This window comes from Amycolatopsis sp. NPDC049159, from assembly GCF_040648295.1.
Taxonomy (GTDB): Bacteria; Actinomycetota; Actinomycetes; order Mycobacteriales; family Pseudonocardiaceae; genus Amycolatopsis; species Amycolatopsis pretoriensis_A.
Genome location: NZ_JBEZDL010000009.1, coordinates 30,508 through 46,939, shown reverse-complemented (window position 1 = coordinate 46,939; position 16,432 = coordinate 30,508). Strand labels below are relative to the sequence as shown.

Below are 16,432 nucleotides of genomic sequence, written 5' to 3'. Positions count from 1 at the left end.
GCGGTGTTCACCTTCGCCGGACGGTTCCGGACTGGGCAATACCCGGATTTCCCGACCTGGCAAGGTGTTCCGCCGAACGAACGGAAGTCGTGAAAGTTTCAGAACGACGGCGGGTTTGCTGTTAGCGTTAACTTCCGCATCGCCGCTCGATTCCGAGGAGGCTTTCCGACATGTCCTCGTTCAGCCGTCGCACCGTGCTGGGCCTGATCACCGTCAGCGGTGCCGCGGCGGCCGGCCTCCTGCGCGGCGGCACCGCCGGGGCCACGGCCGGACCGGGCAGCTACACGCCCGCCTGGTCGTCGGTCGACCAGCACCCGCCCGCCGCGGAATGGTTCCAGGACGCCAAGTTCGGCATCTACTTCCACTGGGGCGTCTTCAGCGTGCCCGCGTTCGGCAACGAGTGGTACCCGCGCAACATGTACGTCGGCGGCTCGGCGGAGAACAACCACCACAAAGCCGTGTACGGCGACCCGTCGGCGTGGCCGTACCACAACTTCGTCAACGGGGCCCGGGACAAGGCGGGCAACTGGGTCCAGTTCGCACCGAAGCTCAAGTCCGCGGGCGGGAACTTCGACCCCGCCGAATGGGCGCAGCTGTTCGCCGACGCCGGTGCCCGGTTCGCCGGGCCGGTCGCCGAGCACCACGACGGCTTCTCGATGTGGAACAGCGCCGTCAACGAGTGGAACTCGGTCGCCAAGGGGCCGCGGCTGGACCTGGTGCGGTTGCACGCCGACGCGATCCGCGCCCGCGGCCTGAAGTTCATGGTGTCGCTGCACCACGCCTACCACTTCACCGGTTACTACGACCACGTTCCCGCGCAGTCGGACGCCGGTCTGCGCAAGCTGTACGGGCAGCTGGGCTCGGCGGCGGAAAACCAGCTGTGGTACGACAAACTCGCCGAAGTCGTCGACGGCTACCAGCCGGACCTGCTCTGGCAGGACTTCAACCTGCCCCGCGTCGACGAGTCGCGGCGGCTGAACTTCCTGGCGCACTACTACAACCAGGCCGTCGCGTGGAACAAGGACGTCGTCGCGACCTACAAGGACGGCTTCGACAACCGGGGCGAGGTCTTCGACTTCGAGCGCGGCGGGCCGGGGGACATCCAGAACCCGTACTGGCTGACCGACGACAGCATCTCCTCCTCCAGCTGGTGCTACACGACCGGCATCGGCTACTACTCGATGAAGGCGATGCTGCACGCGCTGATCGACCGCGTCAGCAAGAACGGCACCATGCTGCTGAACATCGCGCCGACGGCCGACGGCACCATCCCGGCCGGGCAGCGCACGATCCTGCTCGGCATCGGCGACTACCTCGGCCGCTTCGGCGAGTCGATCTACGCGACGCGCGCGTGGTCGGTCTACGGCGAAGGCCCGACGCAGATGGGCGGCGGGTCCTTCACCACGCCGCGCGAAGGCACCAACCGCGACATCCGGTTCACCCGGAGCAAGGACGGCACCGTCCTGTACGCCACGGTCCTGGGCTGGCCGGGCGGGACGCTCGACGTCACGACACTCGGCTCGAGCCGGATCGACCTCGCCTCGCTGAAGACGGTGCAACTGCTCGGCACCACCGCCGGGTCCTACACCGACCTGCCCGACCGCACGCAGGACGGTTCCGGGCTGCACATCCGGATGCCGTCGTCCGGCGCGCCGTTCAGCGCGCCGGCGTACGTGGTGAAACTGACCTTCGCCGGCCAGATCCCCGGTCCGGCGACCACGGGCTGGGTGCGGATCGCGAACGCCACGACCGGGCTCGTGCTCGACAGCGGCGGCACCGTCGCGTCCGGATCGGTGCTCAAGCAGTGGTCCTACGACGGCTCCACCAACCTGCACTGGCAGCTGGTCGACCTCGGCACCGGGTACCACCGGATCGTCAACCGCACCAACGGGATGGTCGCCGACAGCGGCGGGCGCACCGGCAACGGCGTCAACGCCGTGCAGGCGGCCTGGACGGGGAGCGACAACCAGCAGTGGCGGCTGACCGGCACCGGCAGCGGGCGCTACCAGATCGTCAACCGCGGCACCGGCACGGCACTCGACGGCGCGGGCAGCACCGCGGCCGGCTCGGCCGTCGTGTTGTGGGCACCGAACAGCAGCACCAACAACCAGTGGACCGTCACGGCCGTCTGAGCCCGTTCCCGACAGGAGAGAAAGACCATGCGCGGAAGGGTACGAGCGGCGATGGCCGCAGCCGTCGTCCTGGCGGCGGGACTGGTGGCCGCCGCACCGGCGCAGGCCGCCACGTCGATCACCATCAACGGGAGTTCGGCCGGCCGGACGTTCGACGGCGTCGGCGCGGTCAGCGGCGGCGGGGGCAACAGCAGGCTGCTGATCGACTACCCCGAGCCGCAGCGCGGCCAGATCCTGGACTACCTGTTCAAGCCCGGCTACGGCGCCGCCCTGCAGATCCTCAAGGTGGAAATGGGCGGGGACACCAACTCCACCAGTGGCGCCGAGCCCAGCCACGCCCACTTCCGCGGCGACCTCGACTGCAACCGCGGGTACGAGTGGTGGCTCATGGAACAGGCGAAGGCGCGCAACCCCGGTATCAAGCTCGTGGGCCTGCCCTGGGGCGCACCGGGCTGGATCGGCAACGGCACCTTCTTCTCCAACGACCTGACGGACTACTACCTGTCGTGGCTGGGGTGCGCCAAGCAGCACGGGCTCACCCTCGACTACCTCACGAGCGTCCAGAACGAGAAGCAGTGGAGCGCCGACTGGACCGTGACCCTCCGCAATGCCCTCGACGCCAACGGGTACAGCGCCGTCAAAGTCATCTCCGGTGACTCGTGGCCGGGCGACTGGGGACCGGCGAGCGCGATCTCGACGAACACGGCGTACCGCAACGCGACCGACGTGCTGAGTGCCCACTACACCTGCGGCTACCTCAGCGCGCAGACCTCCTGCAGCGTGCCGGCCAACGTCACCAACACCGGGAAGACGTTGTGGTCCAGCGAAAACGGCTCCCAGGACTACAACGACGGCGCCAAGCCGCTGGCCCGCGGGATCAACCGCGTCTACCTCGACGGCAAGATGACCGCCTACCTCAACTGGGACCTGATCGCCGCCGTCACGCCGAACATCCCGTGGCCGACCGTGGGGCTGATCCTGGCCAACCAGCCGTGGTCGGGGTACTACTCGGTCGGCAAGGACGCCTGGGCGCTGGCACACACGACACAGTTCACCGCGCCCGGCTGGAAGTACCTCGACTCCTCCAGCGGCTACCTCGGCGGGAACCGCAACAACGGCAGCTACGTCTCGCTCAAGTCGCCGAACAACACCGACTACAGCACGGTCATCGAGACGATGGACGCCACGTCGGCCCAGACGCTGAACCTGAACGTCACCGGCGGCCTGTCCACCGGCCAGGTGCACGTGTGGGCGACCAACCTCAACTCGAACAACCCGGCCGACCACTTCGTGCACAGCACCGACATCACGCCGTCCGGCGGCGCCTTCTCGCTGAACGTCCAGCCCGGCTACCTCTACTCCATCACGACCACCACCGGTCAGGGCAAGGGCACGGCGGCCGGCCCGCCGCAGGGCTCGCTGAACCTGCCCTACAGCGACGACTTCGAGGGGTACGCGAAGGGCAAGGAAGCCAAGTACCTGATGGACATGGAGGGCGCGTTCGAGACCGCCTCCTGCGGCGCCGGCCGCGCGGGCACGTGCGTGCGCCAGGCCGCGACGCAGAAGACGATCCCGTGGAAGAAGTTCGTCGATCCCTACGCGCTGCTGGGCAACATCGCCTGGAGCAACTACACGCTCAGCACGGACGTGCTGCTGGAGAAATCCGGCTACGCCGAGCTGCTCGGCCGGGCCGGCTCTCAGGACACGGGCAACCAGGGCGCGCTGAACGCGTACTACTTCCGGGTGAGCGACACGGGCGCGTGGTCGATCCGGCGCAACAACACCAGCCAGCAGAACACGACCCTGCGCACCGGCACGACGGCCGCGCTCGGCACCGGCAGCTGGCACAAGCTGGCACTGGGCTTCTCCGGCAGCACCATCACCGCCTCCGTCGACGGCACCGTGCTCGGCACGATCACCGACAGCACCTTCCCGGCCGGCCAGGTCGGCATCGGCACGAGCGTCGGGGAGACCGCGCAGTTCGACAACCTCGCCGTCGCCGGCTCGGGCGGCGGGTCGACGTCCGTGCTGCGCAACACCGGATCCGGCCGCTGCCTGGACGTCCCCAACGTGTCGCAGACCAACGGCACGCAGGTGACGCTGTGGGACTGCAACGGCGGTGGCAACCAGCAGTGGACCCTCACCTCGGGCAAGCAGCTCCAGGTCTACGGGAGCAAGTGCCTCGACGCCGAGAGCCAGGGCACCACCGCCGGCACGCGGGCGATCATCTGGGACTGCACCGGCGGGGCCAACCAGCAGTGGAACGCCGCCGCCGACGGGACGATCACCGGCGTCCAATCCGGACTGTGCCTCACCCCGGGCGGCACCGGCAACAGCACACCGGTGACCCTGCAGACCTGCACCGGCGGCAGCGGCCAGAAGTGGACGCGGAGCTAGCCGCGTTCGCGGGGATCGCCGGCCGGCGCGGGGTCGAGGTAGGGCCGCAGCCGCTCGGCCAGCGACGCCCGGGTGGCCGGCGTCACCGCCGGACTCGCTCCGCTGGAGCGCCGTCCGGCGGCGATGTCGGCGACGAACCGCGCGACCGCGGCCGGGGCCGGCACGAGGTCTTCGCTGCCTTGGTGGGCGATGACGTCCGGGGCTTCGGTGGGTTCGGTCTCCACCGCGAGCGACCAGCCGCGCCGTTCGCTCCACACCAGCATGACGTCGTGGTCGGGCCGGTCGAGCCAGCGCCGGGGGAGCCCGAGGTAGGCGGTGGCGGTGTCGCTGATCTCGACCGTGGTGCTTTCGGCCGGGACGCCGACCGCCTTCGCCACCGCGCCCACGTAGCGTCTCAGGCCGTGCTCGAGCGTCCGGATGTCGGGTTCGGGGTGCTCCATCCGGGTCACGCTAGAGGACGTCCGATCAGTTTGCCGCGCGGTTTCCGCCGGGTGTGGGTGCATCAGCTGGCCGGGCCGCTCGTCACCGCATGCGTTCGGGAACGGTGTCGATGGTGTGCAGCAGCCGCACCGCGAGCGCCTGGCAGGCGGTTTCGGACAGGTCCGTGTTCTCCTTCAGCACGTCCTGCACGAGCTTGATCCGCAGGTCGTAACGGGAGACGAAAGCGACATCCGTGGTCATGGTCATTCCTTCACCGGTCCATCGTGCCCGCCGGCACGGTCGTGCCGGCGGGGTGCATCCCCCGGGGGCCGGTGGTCAGCGGCGGCCGGACGGGTCGTACGCCGCCTCGCCGGAGCGCTGCCGCGGGGCGGGCTCGCTGCCGGGCGACGGCGTGTAGACCGGCTGGCGGAAGAGGCTGCCGTAGCGGTCCTCCTGGGGCACGGTGAGCGCTCCGGGGCGGGATTCTTCGGTGACGGGGTGGCTGAACAGCAAGCTGTCCATTGTGGAAGTGGTGATCGGGGTTTCCTTTCGTGGACGCTGGTGTGAGCGGCGTGGTTCAGGCGGGCTGCGGTGTGCGGCCGCTCGCCGCGTCCGCGAGGACGCGTTCCGCGGTCTCCGGGCCGGTTTCCGGCGGGACCACCGCCAGCGTCAGCCGCTTGCGGTTCCAGCCGATCACGGTGAGGCTGCCGGCCGCTTGCGACCGGAACCCTTCGAGCCGGACGACACCTTCGTCGAAGGCGAGCCGGCGGTGTGGTGCCGGCCACTCCTCGAGGTGGTAGGTGACCCGGTCGATCCGGCCCAGCCGCTCGGTCACCGCGCCGAGCAGCGCGGGCAGCTCGGCGGACAGGTCACGGGCGTGGGGCCACCAGGCGCCGTCGAAGCGCCCGGTCGCGGCCGTCGTCAGCCGCAAGCGTGCTTCGGTGGCCGGTGAAGCGGAGGGGGTGGTGTTCGGGCCCGACGGCATGTCGGTGCTCCCGCCTCCGGCCGGTGAACGACCGGATTGGGGCCGAGGACGGCGCAGGCTCGATCACTTGCGCACGAAATGCTCTCGGACACCACTGAGCGTACACGACGTCTTCGCGGGGTCGGTATGGTGTGGGGTCGGTGCGCGGTCATCGCGCGACGAAGAGGAGCTCGGAGTGACCGACGTCGACGCGCAGACCGGCGACTGGGAGGCCGATCGGGCAGCGTTCGGCGCGGAACCGGCGGGCGACGGCTGGGACCGCTGCGGCGTCGACACCGACGGGCCGCTCGCGCGGCGGTTCGGCGCGCTCGCCGCCGTCCTGCTCGAAGCCGGCTCCCTGCACGAGGCGATGGAGCGCGTGGTTTCCGCGGCCCTGCGGATCGTTCCCGGTGCCGATCTGGTCAGCATCACCATGCGCTCGGCCGACGGCGGGTTCCACACCCCGGTCCGCACCGGGGAAGCGGCCGAGGAGCTGGACCGGATCCAGTACCGGACCGGCCAGGGGCCCTGTCTGGAAGCGGCCCGCCAGGAGGGGCCCGGGCACTGCCTCACGAACGACCTGGCCGGCTCGGCGGCGTTCCCGGAGTTCGGCACGCGAGCCGCGCGGCTGGGGTTCGGGTCGTTGCTGGCGACGACGCTGCTGCCGGACCGCAAGGCCGAGCTGCCGCCGGGTGCGATCAACCTCTACGGCCGGTGCACGGGCGCGTTCGGCGACGAGGCCGTGAACCACGCGCTGGTCCTGTCGTCCCACGCCTCGCTGGCGCTGGCCGGGTCGGCCGCGCACACCGCGGCCGCGCTGCGGGAGCGGAACCTGCGCCGGGCGATCGACAGCCGGGACGTGATCGGCCAGGCCAAGGGCATCCTGATGCACCGCCGCGGGGTGTCCGCCGACGAGGCGTTCGACATCCTGCGCCGCACGTCGCAGGACCTCAACGTCAAGCTGGCCGAGCTCGCGCAGACGCTGACCGAGCGGCACCACGAACTCGAGGACTGAGCCGCCACGGCCGCCTGGGGAGCCGAACAGCGCAATGGCTGCCCCCGAATGGTGTGAATTCTTTTCGGGATGGGTAGTCAGGCGCCAAGTCCGGTCTTCTGCGCGCGGAAGACAGGGCCAGGTTCCGCCGGTCCAGACCTCGGGCCGGCGGAACCGCCCGGCTCAAAAAGTTCGCCGGGCCACTGTGGACTTCGTGGTGGGGCCGGGGAAGTTCACTCGCCGGCGCGGAGTTCGGTGTTGATGCGCTGGGCCTCGTGGAGCTGGTCTTCGAGGCTGATGATGCGGCAGGCGGCCTCGACCGGGGTGCCCTGGTCGACCAGTTGCCGGGCGCGGGCCGCGACGCGCAGCTGGTGGCGGGAGTAGCGGCGGTGCCCGCCGGCGGACCGCAGCGGGGTGATCAGGCCGGCTTCGCCGAGGCTGCGCAGGAACCCTTGGGTGGTGCCGAGCATGTCGGCGGCGCGGCCCATGGTGTAGGCGGGGTAGTGCTCGTCGTCGAACTTGTCGGCCGCGCTGGGCGTGGCCGGTCCTTCTTGGTCAGGGATCACTCGGCCTCCACGGCACACGAAGGACCCCGGGTACCGTGCACGGCACCCGGGGTCCTCAAGGGCTGGGTTTCACCATTGTCCGCCGGCGCGACCGCCGGCTTCCTGCACCCGCGTCCGGCGCATCGCCGGAACAAGCGGGGATCGCTCATTCGTGACCGAGCACCACCTCCGAACTCGATGGAACCACGGCACCCGCGCGGCGCTACCAGCCCGCTGCGGGCGATCCCATGATGCTCCCGTTCCCTTCTTTCCGGTGTTTTCCACTTACTCGGTACTACCGCGGACGCCACGTGCCGGGAACCCTTCCACTGATCGGTCCCAGCACGCTCACGCCGCTGGTCACTGCCCGGAGCCCCGTTCACCGATCGGCTCCGGCCACCTGACCGGTCCTGCAACTGCACTGACAACTACCACTGACTGCAACTGCTGATCCTCGCGAGCGCAGGTGCTCCGCTCGCGTCTTGCCGCACTCGCGGGCAGTTACGTCGTCTCCCGCGCCGCTTGACGTTGTCTCTCTTCGTACGAGGAGAACGCTACACCCACCCGCCGTTGAATGTCTACTTCGGCGGGCATAGATTTTCTGGAGCATCTCGGACCGGCGCGGGGGAAGGGCGTAGCACCATGAGTGATCAGGTCTTCCGGGATTCGTTCGGTGAGCGGTATCGCCTGGACGGGGTTCGTGACCTGGACGAGTACGCCGAAGCGCTGAAGCAGCTGCTGATCCGGGGACGGCGGGAGCGGTGCGTGGCGCTGGTGTCGGAGGCCGAGGCCTACGCCGCGGCGGAACTGCTCGGGCAGTTCGCGCAGCTCGACCCGCACGCCACGATGAACCAGCTGGCCGCGTCGCTGGCCAGCCGGATCTACAGCCGGCTCGGCGCCTGAGGCACCTCGCGGGACGGCTGTGTCTCCACGGTGGACGCACTGGGCGCCGCAGCTGGTTCGGGGCCGGTCTCGCGCCGGGCTCCGGTGGCGGGATCACCTCGCCGGCAGCGCATCGCGGGGCAGCTGTGCTTCCACGGTGGGCGCACCGGGCATGGCAGCTGGCTCGGGGCCGGTTCCGCGCCCGGGTCTGGCGGCGGGATTACCTCGCTGGCAGCGCCTCGCGGGGCGGCCGTGTCTCCACAGCGGACGTGTCGGGCACCGCAGCTGACTCGGTCTCGCGCCGGGCTCCGGCGGCGGGATCACCTCGCCGGCAGCAGCTCGCGGGGCGGGGGATTCTCGTTCGCGGGCGAGCGGGGCTGCCGGGCCGGCGCGGTCGTGACAGCGGCGAGTACGGCGTCAGCGTCGAGGTCCGGGCGCCACAGCTGCATCCCGACGACGTGGGCGAGCCGGCGCCGCCGGTGCTGGTCGGTGTCGGTGAGTGCGACGTCGGTCGGGCGGCCGCGTTTGACCGCGTGAACCGCGCGGGTGACGAGGATGGCTTCCTGGCGGGTGGTGCCGAGTTCGGCTGCCGCGGCGAAGATCGTTTCGGCCGCGGCCGACGCGGTGTCGGTCATCGGGCTTTCACGCGGCGGTGAGGTGCGGGCGCGGGCGGTCCGGTTCTTCGGCCAGGACGTGCTCGGCGCGGGCCAGGTAGTCGTCGACGGCCCGCAGCCGGGCGGCGACGCGTCGTTCGGCCGCGGCGGCCTGGTCCAGCACCTCCGCGGCCTGCCGGCGTGCGGTCGCGACGACGGTGCCGGCTTCGGCGCGGGCGAGTTCGAGCATCCGCCGGACGCGGTCGCCGAGCACGGCCGGGTCCGCCGGGGAGTGCAGGGCGTGGTCGAGCCGGGCGCGGAGCCCGGCGTTCTCGGCGCGGACGGTTTCGAGGCGGCGGGCCAGGTTTTCGGCTTCGGCGACGGCGGCGTCGCGGTCGAGGGTGAGCACCCGGATTTCGTCGTGCAGTTCGGCGAGGTGCTGGTCGACCTGTTCGCGGTCGTAGCCGCGCATGGTGAGCGCGAAGCTGGTCGGCAGGGGGAGCGTGCCGGTGGTCATCGGGCCCTCCCGGTGCGCAGCAGCGCTTCGAGCTCGGCCAGGTCGCCGGCGGCGCGGAGGCCCGGCGGGTCGAGCCGTCCGACGCGGTGGTCGTCCTCGCGCAAGGCCGTGACGAACCGGGCGACCGCCGCGGCCGCGGGGGTGACGGTCGGGCCGCCGAGGTAGCGGATGACGATGAGGTCTTCCCCGGAGTGGGTCTCGATCGCGGCGGACCAGCCGTGGGCCTCGTCCCAGAGCAGGGCGACGTCGCGGCCGGGGTAGCCGGGCAGGCGCTCGTCGAGGGCGATGTAGGCGGAGACCGGGGTGTCGTGGTCGACCGTGCAGGACTCGAGGCCGATCCCGAGCGCGCGGGTGACCTCGTCGAGGTAGCCGCGCAGGGCGGCGAGGGCGGGGTGGGGGTGGCCGGTCGTGATGTGCAGCGATGCGGTCACGGGTGCGGATGCCTTTCTCGTGCGACTGCCCCGGGGGCGGGACCGGCTCGGGGTTACCGGTCCCGCCCCCGGGGCAGGGGCCTGTCAGGCCTGGATTTCCTTGCGGTCGCCCGAAGTGCCGGCGATGTCGATGCGCCGCGGCTTGGCCTTCTCGGCGATCGGGATGCGCAGGGTCAGCACGCCGGCTTCGTAGCCGGCGGTGATGTGGTCGGTGTCGAGGGTGTCGCCGAGGAACAGCTGGCGGGAGAACACGCCGAGGGGCCGTTCGGAGACCTGCATCTGGACGTCGCCGCCGGGGAGGGGCCGCCGTTCGGCCTTGACGGTCAGGACGTTGCGTTCGACGTCGAGCTCGATGGCCTCGGGGGTGACGCCGGGCAGGTCGAAGCAGACGACGAACTCCTCGCCGTCGCGGTAGGCGTCCATCGGCATCGCGGCCGGCTTGGACCAGGTTCCGGGGCCGTTGAAGACCTGCTGGGCGAAGCGGTCGAACTCACGGAACGGGTCGGTGCGCATCAACATGGGTTCCACCTCCTGGGTTTCGCTGATCTGGTGTCAACACGCACCACTGTTCTAACATGTCGTCGAAAGGATGACAAGTACTACGTCGTCGAAGGGATGACTTTCATGGAGAGGGACCTGGCTGGGGGCGTGCGAGATGTGCACGAAGCCGTGCTGGCGGCCCGGCGTGGCACCGGCCTGCCCCCGGAACGGTGGCTGGCCGCGCTGACCGAACTGCGGGCGCTGCGGGAGCAGCTCGGCGCGTGGGAGCCGGAGCTGATCGCGGCGGCGCGGGACGGCGGCACGAGCTGGGCCGCCCTCGCCCCGGCGCTGGGCGTGGCGAGCCGGCAGGCCGCGGAACGGCGGTTCCTGCGGCTGCGGCCGTCTTCGACGGGGGAGAAGACCGGCGAGGCGCGCGTCGTCGCCGAGCGCGACCGGCGTGCGGGTGACCGCGCGGTCGCGGACTGGGCGCGGCGCAATTCGGCGGTGCTGCGGCAGCTGGCCGGTCAGGTCAGCGCGCTCGACGGCTTGGACGCGGCGGCCCGGGAAGGCGCCGAGCGGCTGGGTGCGGCGCTCGGCGACAACGACATCACCAGCCTGCTGTCGCCGTTGGAAGCGGTCCGCGCGCGCCTGCCGCACGAGCAAGCGGGCCTGGCCGACCGGCTGGGCGTGATCCGCGAGCGCACCGAGCAGCTGCGCCGGGAAGCGGCCGGAAGCCGCCGCGACCGGACCGGCTGACGGCCGCCGCACCGCGCGCTGCGCCGTCCGGGCGGTGCCGGGGTTGACCCGGCGCGATCGGGGAACCCGGCAGCGGTCGTCTTCAGCTACGAGGACAAGAGCGAAAAGGGTGGTGTCGGCCATGGCCGAGCGGGCAGCCGGTCCGGCCGCTTCACGACCGTGGTCGTGGAACCTGCGCGGTACGTCGGCACCGGTGCTGGTCGAAGTCCGCCGGTGGGCTTCCCGCGCGCTGGTCCTGGTCGACGACACGCACCTCGGCGACGTGCTGCTGGTGGTCACGGAGCTGGTGACGAACGCCTACGACCACGGCCGCGGTCCGCTGGAGGTCCGGATGGACTACGCCCCCGGCCCCTGCCGGGTGCGGATCGAGGTCGACGACAACAGCCTCGACCACCCCGTTCTCAGGGTGGCTTCGCCGCACGGGCGGCGAGGTCGCGGCATGGTGCTCGTGGACAAGCTCGCCGCGGGCTGGGGCGTCGCGGAGAACCGCGCGGCCGGCGGCAAGACGGTGTGGGCCGAGGTGACCTGCGACGGGGCCGGCGCTGTCCGGTGTGCCGCGGCCGCCTCTCGTACCGCCCGCTAGCGGGGGCGGGGTCCACGCGCTCACCGCACCAGGCCGCTGTCCGGTGCCGGCGGGTACCGGTCCGCACGTCCGGAAGTGGCGGCGGTGCGCTGGTAGGCGGCGGCGAACCGGCCGGCGACCTCGTGGATGCCGAAGCGCCGTGCGACGGTCTCCCGGCCGGCCGCCGCGGCCGCCCGTGCTCGTGCCGGGTCGCCGGCCGCGCCGCGGACGAAGGCCGTGAGGGCGTCGCCGAACGTCCCGAGGTCCGCCGTGTCGGCGAGCAGGCCGTTGCGGCCGTGGTCGATGTAGTGGCCGAGGCCGCCGCGCCGGGGGCCGAGGACGAGCAGCCCCGCGTCCATCGCTTCGAGCACGGCGATGCCGAACTCCTCCTTGCGGCTGGGGCAGGCGTAGAGGTGCGGTGTCGGAGCGGGCAGCAGGCGGGTGAGGCCGTGCTCGAGCAGTCGCACGTCCTCGTTGCTCAACGCCGCCAGCACCGCCAGGCGGCCCGCGGCGTCCGGGTGGTCGTCCGCCAGCTGCCGGATGCGGTCCAGGATCCGGGCTTCGTCGCCGGTCGGGTCGGCCGGGTCGCCGCCGACGAGCACGAGTGCGCTCTCCCGGTACAGGCCGCGGGCCAGCCAGGCTTCGACGAGCAGGTCCTGCTGCTTGACCGGGTGCAGCCGGCCGACGGACAGCACGACCGGCACGCCCCGGGCTTCGGGCGCGAGCCGGGGGAGCCCGGAGCCGGCGGCGAACAGGGACGCGATCAGCTGCTGCTGGCGCGCCTCGGCCGCGGCCGTCGGGGAGAGCACGGGGATGCCTTCGGCCAGTGACTCCGGTTCCGGGCGATCCCGCAGCCGGGGGAAGTACGCGGTGAGTTCGCCGTCCGGGCGGCCGGGCAGGCCCAGCACGGTGTCGGCGGCGGCCACCAGCCGGTCGGCGGCCCACACCCGGTGCAGGTCGAACCGCGCGGAAGCCCGGTCGGCACCCGGGGCGGGCCGGTGCCGCTCGGCGAGCGTGCGGTGCGGGTCGGCGGTGAGGGTGAACACGGTCCGCGAGCCCATCGCCCGGGCCGCGTCCGCGACCGCGGCGGATCCGTCGTCGGAATAGCGCACGTGGACGACGTCCGGCGTGCAGCCGGCGAGCCAGAGCAGGTGCCGGGCCAGGAACCCGATCGACGGCCGGTGCCGGGCGAGCTCCGCCTGGGCCGGTGCGCCGGGCGCGTCGACGGGCAGCCGGAGCACGACGTGCCCGCCGGTGCCGGCGTCGGCCAGGCTCTCCCGGTCGCGCAGCTGGTCGTGGCCGGCCAGGGTCAGCGTCACCACGCGCGCGATGCCGGGGTGCCGCGGCAACGCGCTCCCGAGGTGCCGCAGCAGCACGGTCAGCCCGCCGCTGGCCCCGGCTCCCGGCTGGTCGAAGGAGCCCAGCAGCATCGACTGCGCGACGGTCAGCCCGCCGCGGTCCGGCGGCGGCACCGTCCACAACGGACTCCGGTGGCCGTGCCCGGACTGGCGGGCCAGGCACACCGCGGACAGCAGGCGCTCGTAGTCGTCCTCGGCCCCGGCGTGCGCCGCGCTCAGCGCTTCGGTCGCCTCGGGGGTGGCGTCGCACTGGGAGAGGTAGCGCCACGCGGCGTGCCGGCCGCCACGGTCGCGCGGGCCGGCGTCGAGCACTTCGGCCACCGGGACGCAGCGGAAACCGTGTCGCTCGGCCAAATCCAGCACTAGCGCACGGCGTCGCGGTGACGCGTCGGCGAAGGCGGTGCGGATCGCCGTGGCCGCGGCAGCCCGGCCGTGCGCCGTGACCGCGTCGGCGAAGAGGTCGAGGACGACCGAGCCGGCCGTGGCGTCGAGCTGCGCGTCACCGGTTTCCGGCACCGCCCGCAACACCGCGGCGGCGCCGGGCGGTTCGTCTCCGCGGCCGAGGGCGCGCAGGGCGGCGACCGCCTCGCCGGGATCGCGGTCGTCCGGTCGCGCACCGGCGTATTCCACGAGCGCGGGACCGGCGAAGCCCGGGTGGAACGCCCGCCGGACCGCTTCGATCCGGGACGGGCCGGCGTCGGGTGTCAGCGCCCGGAGCGCGGTGAGCGCGTCCTCGCGGGCGGGGGTCCTGGTCTGCACGGTCACTGCGCTGCTCCAGCGGTCGGGCCGTAGGGTCGGCGGGGATGGGGGAGAGGGAGGGTTTCGGGATGGCCGCAGCGCGGGTCGTGGTGGTGAGCCCGCCGTTCGCTTCGCACGCACGTCCACTCGCGACGGTCGCCGCGGCGCTCGCGGCGGAGGGTGCGGAGGTGACGTTCGCCTGCGCGCCGGCGTTCGCGGAGCTGGCGGCCGAGCACGGGCTGCCGTTCGCGGCGCTTTCCTTCGGCGACAACGCGAACACCGGCATCGCCGAACGCACCCGCCAGGAGGCCGCCGGTGCGCGGCGGCTGGCCGAGTTCCTCGACGCCACCCGCGCCGGTGCGGTCCCCGCGCTGCTCGCGCAGGCCCGGCACCGGCGGGCGGACATGCTGCCCGACCCCGCGAGCGTGCTCGCCTCGGTCCGTTCGCTCGACGAGCGGCTGCGTCCCGGCTGGTACCTGATCGACCAGCTCGCCTACGCGGTCACCCTGGCGGTGTACGCGCTCGGCCGGCGCTGGGCCGCGTTCTGCCCGGGCCACCCCAGCTACGTCTTCGAAGGCGCGGACCGGTTCTTCGGGCTGCCGCCGTACTGGCCACGCGCGATCCGGCCGCCGCACGAGGAGCTGGACCGGCTGGTGGCCGAGGCCGGCGCCAACGACCGCACGTTCACCGGGTTGTTCGCCCGGTTCCTCGCGGAACACGCTCCGGGACGGCCGGCCCCGGCGAGGGCCTTCGGTCTGACGTCGCCGGAGGCGGTGCTGTTCAACTACCCGGAGCTGCCGTGGCTGCCGGACCTCCCGGCGGGGCCGGCGCGGATCTTCGCCGGGCACTGCAGCGACGTCGGGCGGGCGCGGCTGCCGGGCGCTTGGGCCGAGCGGGTCACCAGGCTGACCGACGGCGGCCGGCGGAAGCTGGTCCTCGTGTCGTTCGGCACCTTCTTGTCCGCGCGGGACGACGTGCTGAGCACGGTCGTCCGGGGCCTGCTCGCCCTGCCCGGCGTGTCGGTCCTGGTCGCCGCGGGTGACCGCGCGCCCGGTCTGCGCGCGGAGTTCGACGGCGAGTCCTTCGTCGACGTCGCCGACCAGGTGCCCCAGCGCGCGCTGCTGCCGCGGGTTGCCGCCGTGGTGCACCACGGCGGCAACAACTCGTTCACCGAGTGCCTGGCCGCCGGGGTCCCCGCGCTCGCGCTGCCGTTCTCCAGCGACCAGTTCGCGGTCGCCCACGACCTCGAACGCATCCCGGCCGGCCGGGTGCTCGACCCCCACCGCGTGACCCCGGACGCGGTGACCCGGGCCGCCGCGGAGGTGCTGGCGACGGCTCACGAGGCGTCCGGCGCCGGGCATCGCCTCGTCGCCGGCCGAGGGCCGGGACGGGCCGCGCGCGAAGTGCTGACAGCCATGCAACGCTCTCCGATCATCGATGCAGAGACGATGCGAATCTAGGTCCGTGACGCTGCCGCTGCCGCGCAGGCCGACGACGTCCGTGCGTGGCCGGCTCGGTCAGCGCTGGGCGGCGGAGCCGAATTCGCAGGTAGAATGCGGGGGTGCGGGCAGTCGGGCCGTGCGAACCGGCTCGGAAAAGCCGCCAGTTTGCATCGCAGTTGCATCGAACGTGCTCGCGGAGTGGAGGTAGCCTTGGCCGCAACGCCGCCCGTCGTCGCCGTGCTCCGGGAACGGACCCGTGACGCCCTCTTCGCCCGGATCGCGGGCCCGGACGGTCCCCGCAACCGGACTCGCATCCACGAGTCACCCGGCCCGCGGTGGTTCGGCCCGGACAGCGCGATCCGCCGGGTGCACGGCGACACCGCGATGTTCGTCGGTGGTCTGCGCGCGCTGCTGCTGCAGTCGCTGCACCCGCTGGCGATGGCGGCGGTGGCCGCGCACTCCGGCTACCGCGGCGACCCGTGGGGCAGGCTGCAGCGAACCAGCACCTTCCTGGCCACGACGACGTTCGGCACGGCCGACGACGCCGCCCGCGCGGTCGCGGTCGTGCGGGCGGTGCACCGGCGGGTCCGCGGAACCGCCGCCGACGGGCGGCCCTACCGCGCGGACGACCCGCACCTGCTCACGTGGGTGCACATCGCCGAGGTCGACAGCTTCCTGCGCGCCCACCAGCGCTACGGCGCGCACCCGCTCGACCAGGCGGGCCAAGATCGCTACGTCGCCGAGACGGCCGTCATCGCCGGCAAGCTCGGCGTACCGGATCCACCGCTGACCGTGGCGGCGCTCGACGAACAGCTGGCGCAGTACCGCCCGGAGTTGCACGGCACGCGCGACGCCCGGCTGGCCGCACGTTTCTTGCTGGTCACCCCGCCGATCCCGTGGCCGGCGAAGCTCCCGTACGCGGCGTTGGCGGCGTCGGCGGTGGCGATGCTGCCGGGCTGGGCGCGCCCGGAGCTGCGGTTGCCCCACCTGCCGGTGGCCGAGGCCACCGTCGTGCGCGCCGCCGGGACGGGCCTGGTGAAGGCGGTGCGCTGGGTGATGACCGCACCGGAGCCGCCGGGACGGTCGGCCTGAACCGTGGGTGCTTCGGGATCGCGAGGCCTACCCCGGGTCCCGACCGGGTGGCGGCCCCCTGCCGCGCCCTGCCGGAGTTCCCCGCGGACTCGCTGCCGGTGGTACGGGAAGACGAGTTCGCCTTCGGCC

18 protein-coding genes are annotated in these 16,432 nt (G+C 72.6%); 8 read left to right on the top strand and 10 right to left on the bottom strand.

Annotated features, from left to right (window positions below):
- Positions 1-170: 170 nt before the first annotated feature.
- Both AB0B33_RS18320 and AB0B33_RS18315 read left to right on the top strand, forming a co-directional pair.
- A complete protein-coding gene (locus AB0B33_RS18320) occupies positions 171-2,132 on the top strand; it encodes an alpha-L-fucosidase (protein ID WP_360772911.1) in 1,962 nt (653 codons plus the stop codon).
- Positions 2,133-2,183: 51 nt separating this feature from the next.
- Positions 2,184-4,529 (top strand): ricin-type beta-trefoil lectin domain protein, encoded by a 2,346-nt coding sequence (locus tag AB0B33_RS18315; protein ID WP_360772909.1) that lies wholly within the window; start codon positions 2,184-2,186, stop codon positions 4,527-4,529.
- Here the strand turns inward: AB0B33_RS18315 and AB0B33_RS18310 are convergent.
- From AB0B33_RS18310 to AB0B33_RS18295, 4 genes are all read right to left on the bottom strand, one after another.
- Positions 4,526-4,969 (bottom strand): DUF6292 family protein, encoded by a 444-nt coding sequence (locus tag AB0B33_RS18310; protein ID WP_360772906.1) that lies wholly within the window; start codon positions 4,967-4,969, stop codon positions 4,526-4,528. The two genes, AB0B33_RS18315 and AB0B33_RS18310, sit on opposite strands and share 4 nt — an antisense overlap.
- A gap of 82 nt (positions 4,970-5,051) precedes the next feature.
- Positions 5,052-5,210 (bottom strand): DUF6307 family protein, encoded by a 159-nt coding sequence (locus AB0B33_RS18305; RefSeq protein WP_247024919.1) that lies wholly within the window; start codon positions 5,208-5,210, stop codon positions 5,052-5,054.
- Positions 5,211-5,285: 75 nt separating this feature from the next.
- The gene (locus tag AB0B33_RS18300) at positions 5,286-5,471 is read right to left on the bottom strand and encodes a hypothetical protein (RefSeq protein ID WP_247024918.1); all 186 of its coding nucleotides are present in this window, start codon (positions 5,469-5,471) and stop codon (positions 5,286-5,288) included.
- Positions 5,472-5,526: 55 nt separating this feature from the next.
- On the bottom strand, positions 5,527-5,934 hold the full coding sequence (locus AB0B33_RS18295) for a DUF5994 family protein (protein WP_360772902.1): 408 nt from the start codon (positions 5,932-5,934) through the stop codon (positions 5,527-5,529).
- A gap of 175 nt (positions 5,935-6,109) precedes the next feature.
- On the opposite strand from AB0B33_RS18295, the gene AB0B33_RS18290 reads away from it, so the two are divergent.
- Positions 6,110-6,928 (top strand): GAF and ANTAR domain-containing protein, encoded by an 819-nt coding sequence (locus tag AB0B33_RS18290; protein ID WP_360772900.1) that lies wholly within the window; start codon positions 6,110-6,112, stop codon positions 6,926-6,928.
- Positions 6,929-7,140: 212 nt separating this feature from the next.
- Here the strand turns inward: AB0B33_RS18290 and AB0B33_RS18285 are convergent, their stop codons facing one another.
- Positions 7,141-7,473 (bottom strand): helix-turn-helix domain-containing protein, encoded by a 333-nt coding sequence (locus AB0B33_RS18285; RefSeq protein WP_360772897.1) that lies wholly within the window; start codon positions 7,471-7,473, stop codon positions 7,141-7,143.
- Between the two features lie 621 nt (positions 7,474-8,094).
- Between AB0B33_RS18285 and AB0B33_RS18280 the strand changes: the two genes are divergently transcribed.
- Positions 8,095-8,355 (top strand): hypothetical protein, encoded by a 261-nt coding sequence (locus AB0B33_RS18280; protein WP_247024914.1) that lies wholly within the window; start codon positions 8,095-8,097, stop codon positions 8,353-8,355.
- Between the two features lie 299 nt (positions 8,356-8,654).
- Here the strand turns inward: AB0B33_RS18280 and AB0B33_RS18275 are convergent, their stop codons facing one another.
- The 4 genes from AB0B33_RS18275 to AB0B33_RS18260 all read right to left on the bottom strand — a co-directional run bounded on the left by AB0B33_RS18275 (position 8,655) and on the right by AB0B33_RS18260 (position 10,394).
- Positions 8,655-8,969, bottom strand: coding sequence for a hypothetical protein (locus AB0B33_RS18275; RefSeq protein WP_360772893.1), 315 nt, complete (start codon positions 8,967-8,969; stop codon positions 8,655-8,657).
- Between the two features lie 7 nt (positions 8,970-8,976).
- On the bottom strand, positions 8,977-9,444 hold the full coding sequence (locus tag AB0B33_RS18270; RefSeq protein WP_360772890.1) for a DivIVA domain-containing protein: 468 nt from the start codon (positions 9,442-9,444) through the stop codon (positions 8,977-8,979).
- A complete protein-coding gene (locus AB0B33_RS18265) occupies positions 9,441-9,875 on the bottom strand; it encodes a DUF6292 family protein (RefSeq protein WP_360772887.1) in 435 nt (144 codons plus the stop codon). Before AB0B33_RS18265 ends, AB0B33_RS18270 begins: the two co-directional genes overlap by 4 nt.
- An 84-nt stretch (positions 9,876-9,959) precedes the next feature.
- The gene (locus tag AB0B33_RS18260; RefSeq protein WP_247024910.1) at positions 9,960-10,394 is read right to left on the bottom strand and encodes an Hsp20/alpha crystallin family protein; all 435 of its coding nucleotides are present in this window, start codon (positions 10,392-10,394) and stop codon (positions 9,960-9,962) included.
- A gap of 105 nt (positions 10,395-10,499) precedes the next feature.
- Between AB0B33_RS18260 and AB0B33_RS18255 the strand changes: the two genes are divergently transcribed.
- Complete coding sequence (locus AB0B33_RS18255) at positions 10,500-11,111, top strand: HSP18 transcriptional regulator (protein ID WP_360772883.1); 612 nt, start codon at positions 10,500-10,502, stop codon at positions 11,109-11,111.
- A gap of 121 nt (positions 11,112-11,232) precedes the next feature.
- On the top strand, positions 11,233-11,694 hold the full coding sequence (locus AB0B33_RS18250) for an ATP-binding protein (RefSeq protein WP_360772881.1): 462 nt from the start codon (positions 11,233-11,235) through the stop codon (positions 11,692-11,694).
- Positions 11,695-11,714: 20 nt separating this feature from the next.
- On the opposite strand, the gene AB0B33_RS18245 is transcribed toward AB0B33_RS18250, so the two are convergent.
- A complete protein-coding gene (locus AB0B33_RS18245; protein WP_360772878.1) occupies positions 11,715-13,796 on the bottom strand; it encodes a glycosyltransferase in 2,082 nt (693 codons plus the stop codon).
- A gap of 62 nt (positions 13,797-13,858) precedes the next feature.
- Between AB0B33_RS18245 and AB0B33_RS18240 the strand changes: the two genes are divergently transcribed.
- Both AB0B33_RS18240 and AB0B33_RS18235 read left to right on the top strand, forming a co-directional pair.
- Entirely contained in the window at positions 13,859-15,229 is a 1,371-nt protein-coding gene (locus AB0B33_RS18240; RefSeq protein ID WP_360772876.1) for a glycosyltransferase, read from the top strand.
- Positions 15,230-15,421: 192 nt separating this feature from the next.
- Complete coding sequence (locus AB0B33_RS18235) at positions 15,422-16,303, top strand: oxygenase MpaB family protein (protein WP_360772873.1); 882 nt, start codon at positions 15,422-15,424, stop codon at positions 16,301-16,303.
- Positions 16,304-16,432 lie beyond the last annotated feature (129 nt).

Excerpts from the sequence above, each read along its gene's own strand:
- AB0B33_RS18320 (WP_360772911.1), top strand. The coding sequence starts at position 171 with ATGTCCTCGTTCAGCCGTCGCACCGTGCTGGGCCTGATCACCGTCAGC.
- AB0B33_RS18315 (WP_360772909.1), top strand. The coding sequence starts at position 2,184 with ATGGCCGCAGCCGTCGTCCTGGCGGCGGGACTGGTGGCCGCCGCACCG.
- AB0B33_RS18310 (WP_360772906.1), bottom strand. The coding sequence starts at position 4,969 with ATGGAGCACCCCGAACCCGACATCCGGACGCTCGAGCACGGCCTGAGA.
- AB0B33_RS18305 (WP_247024919.1), bottom strand. The coding sequence starts at position 5,210 with ATGACCACGGATGTCGCTTTCGTCTCCCGTTACGACCTGCGGATCAAG.
- AB0B33_RS18300 (WP_247024918.1), bottom strand. The coding sequence starts at position 5,471 with ATGGACAGCTTGCTGTTCAGCCACCCCGTCACCGAAGAATCCCGCCCC.
- AB0B33_RS18295 (WP_360772902.1), bottom strand. The coding sequence starts at position 5,934 with ATGCCGTCGGGCCCGAACACCACCCCCTCCGCTTCACCGGCCACCGAA.
- AB0B33_RS18280 (WP_247024914.1), top strand. The coding sequence starts at position 8,095 with ATGAGTGATCAGGTCTTCCGGGATTCGTTCGGTGAGCGGTATCGCCTG.
- AB0B33_RS18275 (WP_360772893.1), bottom strand. The coding sequence starts at position 8,969 with ATGACCGACACCGCGTCGGCCGCGGCCGAAACGATCTTCGCCGCGGCA.
- AB0B33_RS18270 (WP_360772890.1), bottom strand. The coding sequence starts at position 9,444 with ATGACCACCGGCACGCTCCCCCTGCCGACCAGCTTCGCGCTCACCATG.
- AB0B33_RS18260 (WP_247024910.1), bottom strand. The coding sequence starts at position 10,394 with ATGTTGATGCGCACCGACCCGTTCCGTGAGTTCGACCGCTTCGCCCAG.
- AB0B33_RS18255 (WP_360772883.1), top strand. The coding sequence starts at position 10,500 with ATGGAGAGGGACCTGGCTGGGGGCGTGCGAGATGTGCACGAAGCCGTG.
- AB0B33_RS18250 (WP_360772881.1), top strand. The coding sequence starts at position 11,233 with ATGGCCGAGCGGGCAGCCGGTCCGGCCGCTTCACGACCGTGGTCGTGG.
- AB0B33_RS18240 (WP_360772876.1), top strand. The coding sequence starts at position 13,859 with ATGGCCGCAGCGCGGGTCGTGGTGGTGAGCCCGCCGTTCGCTTCGCAC.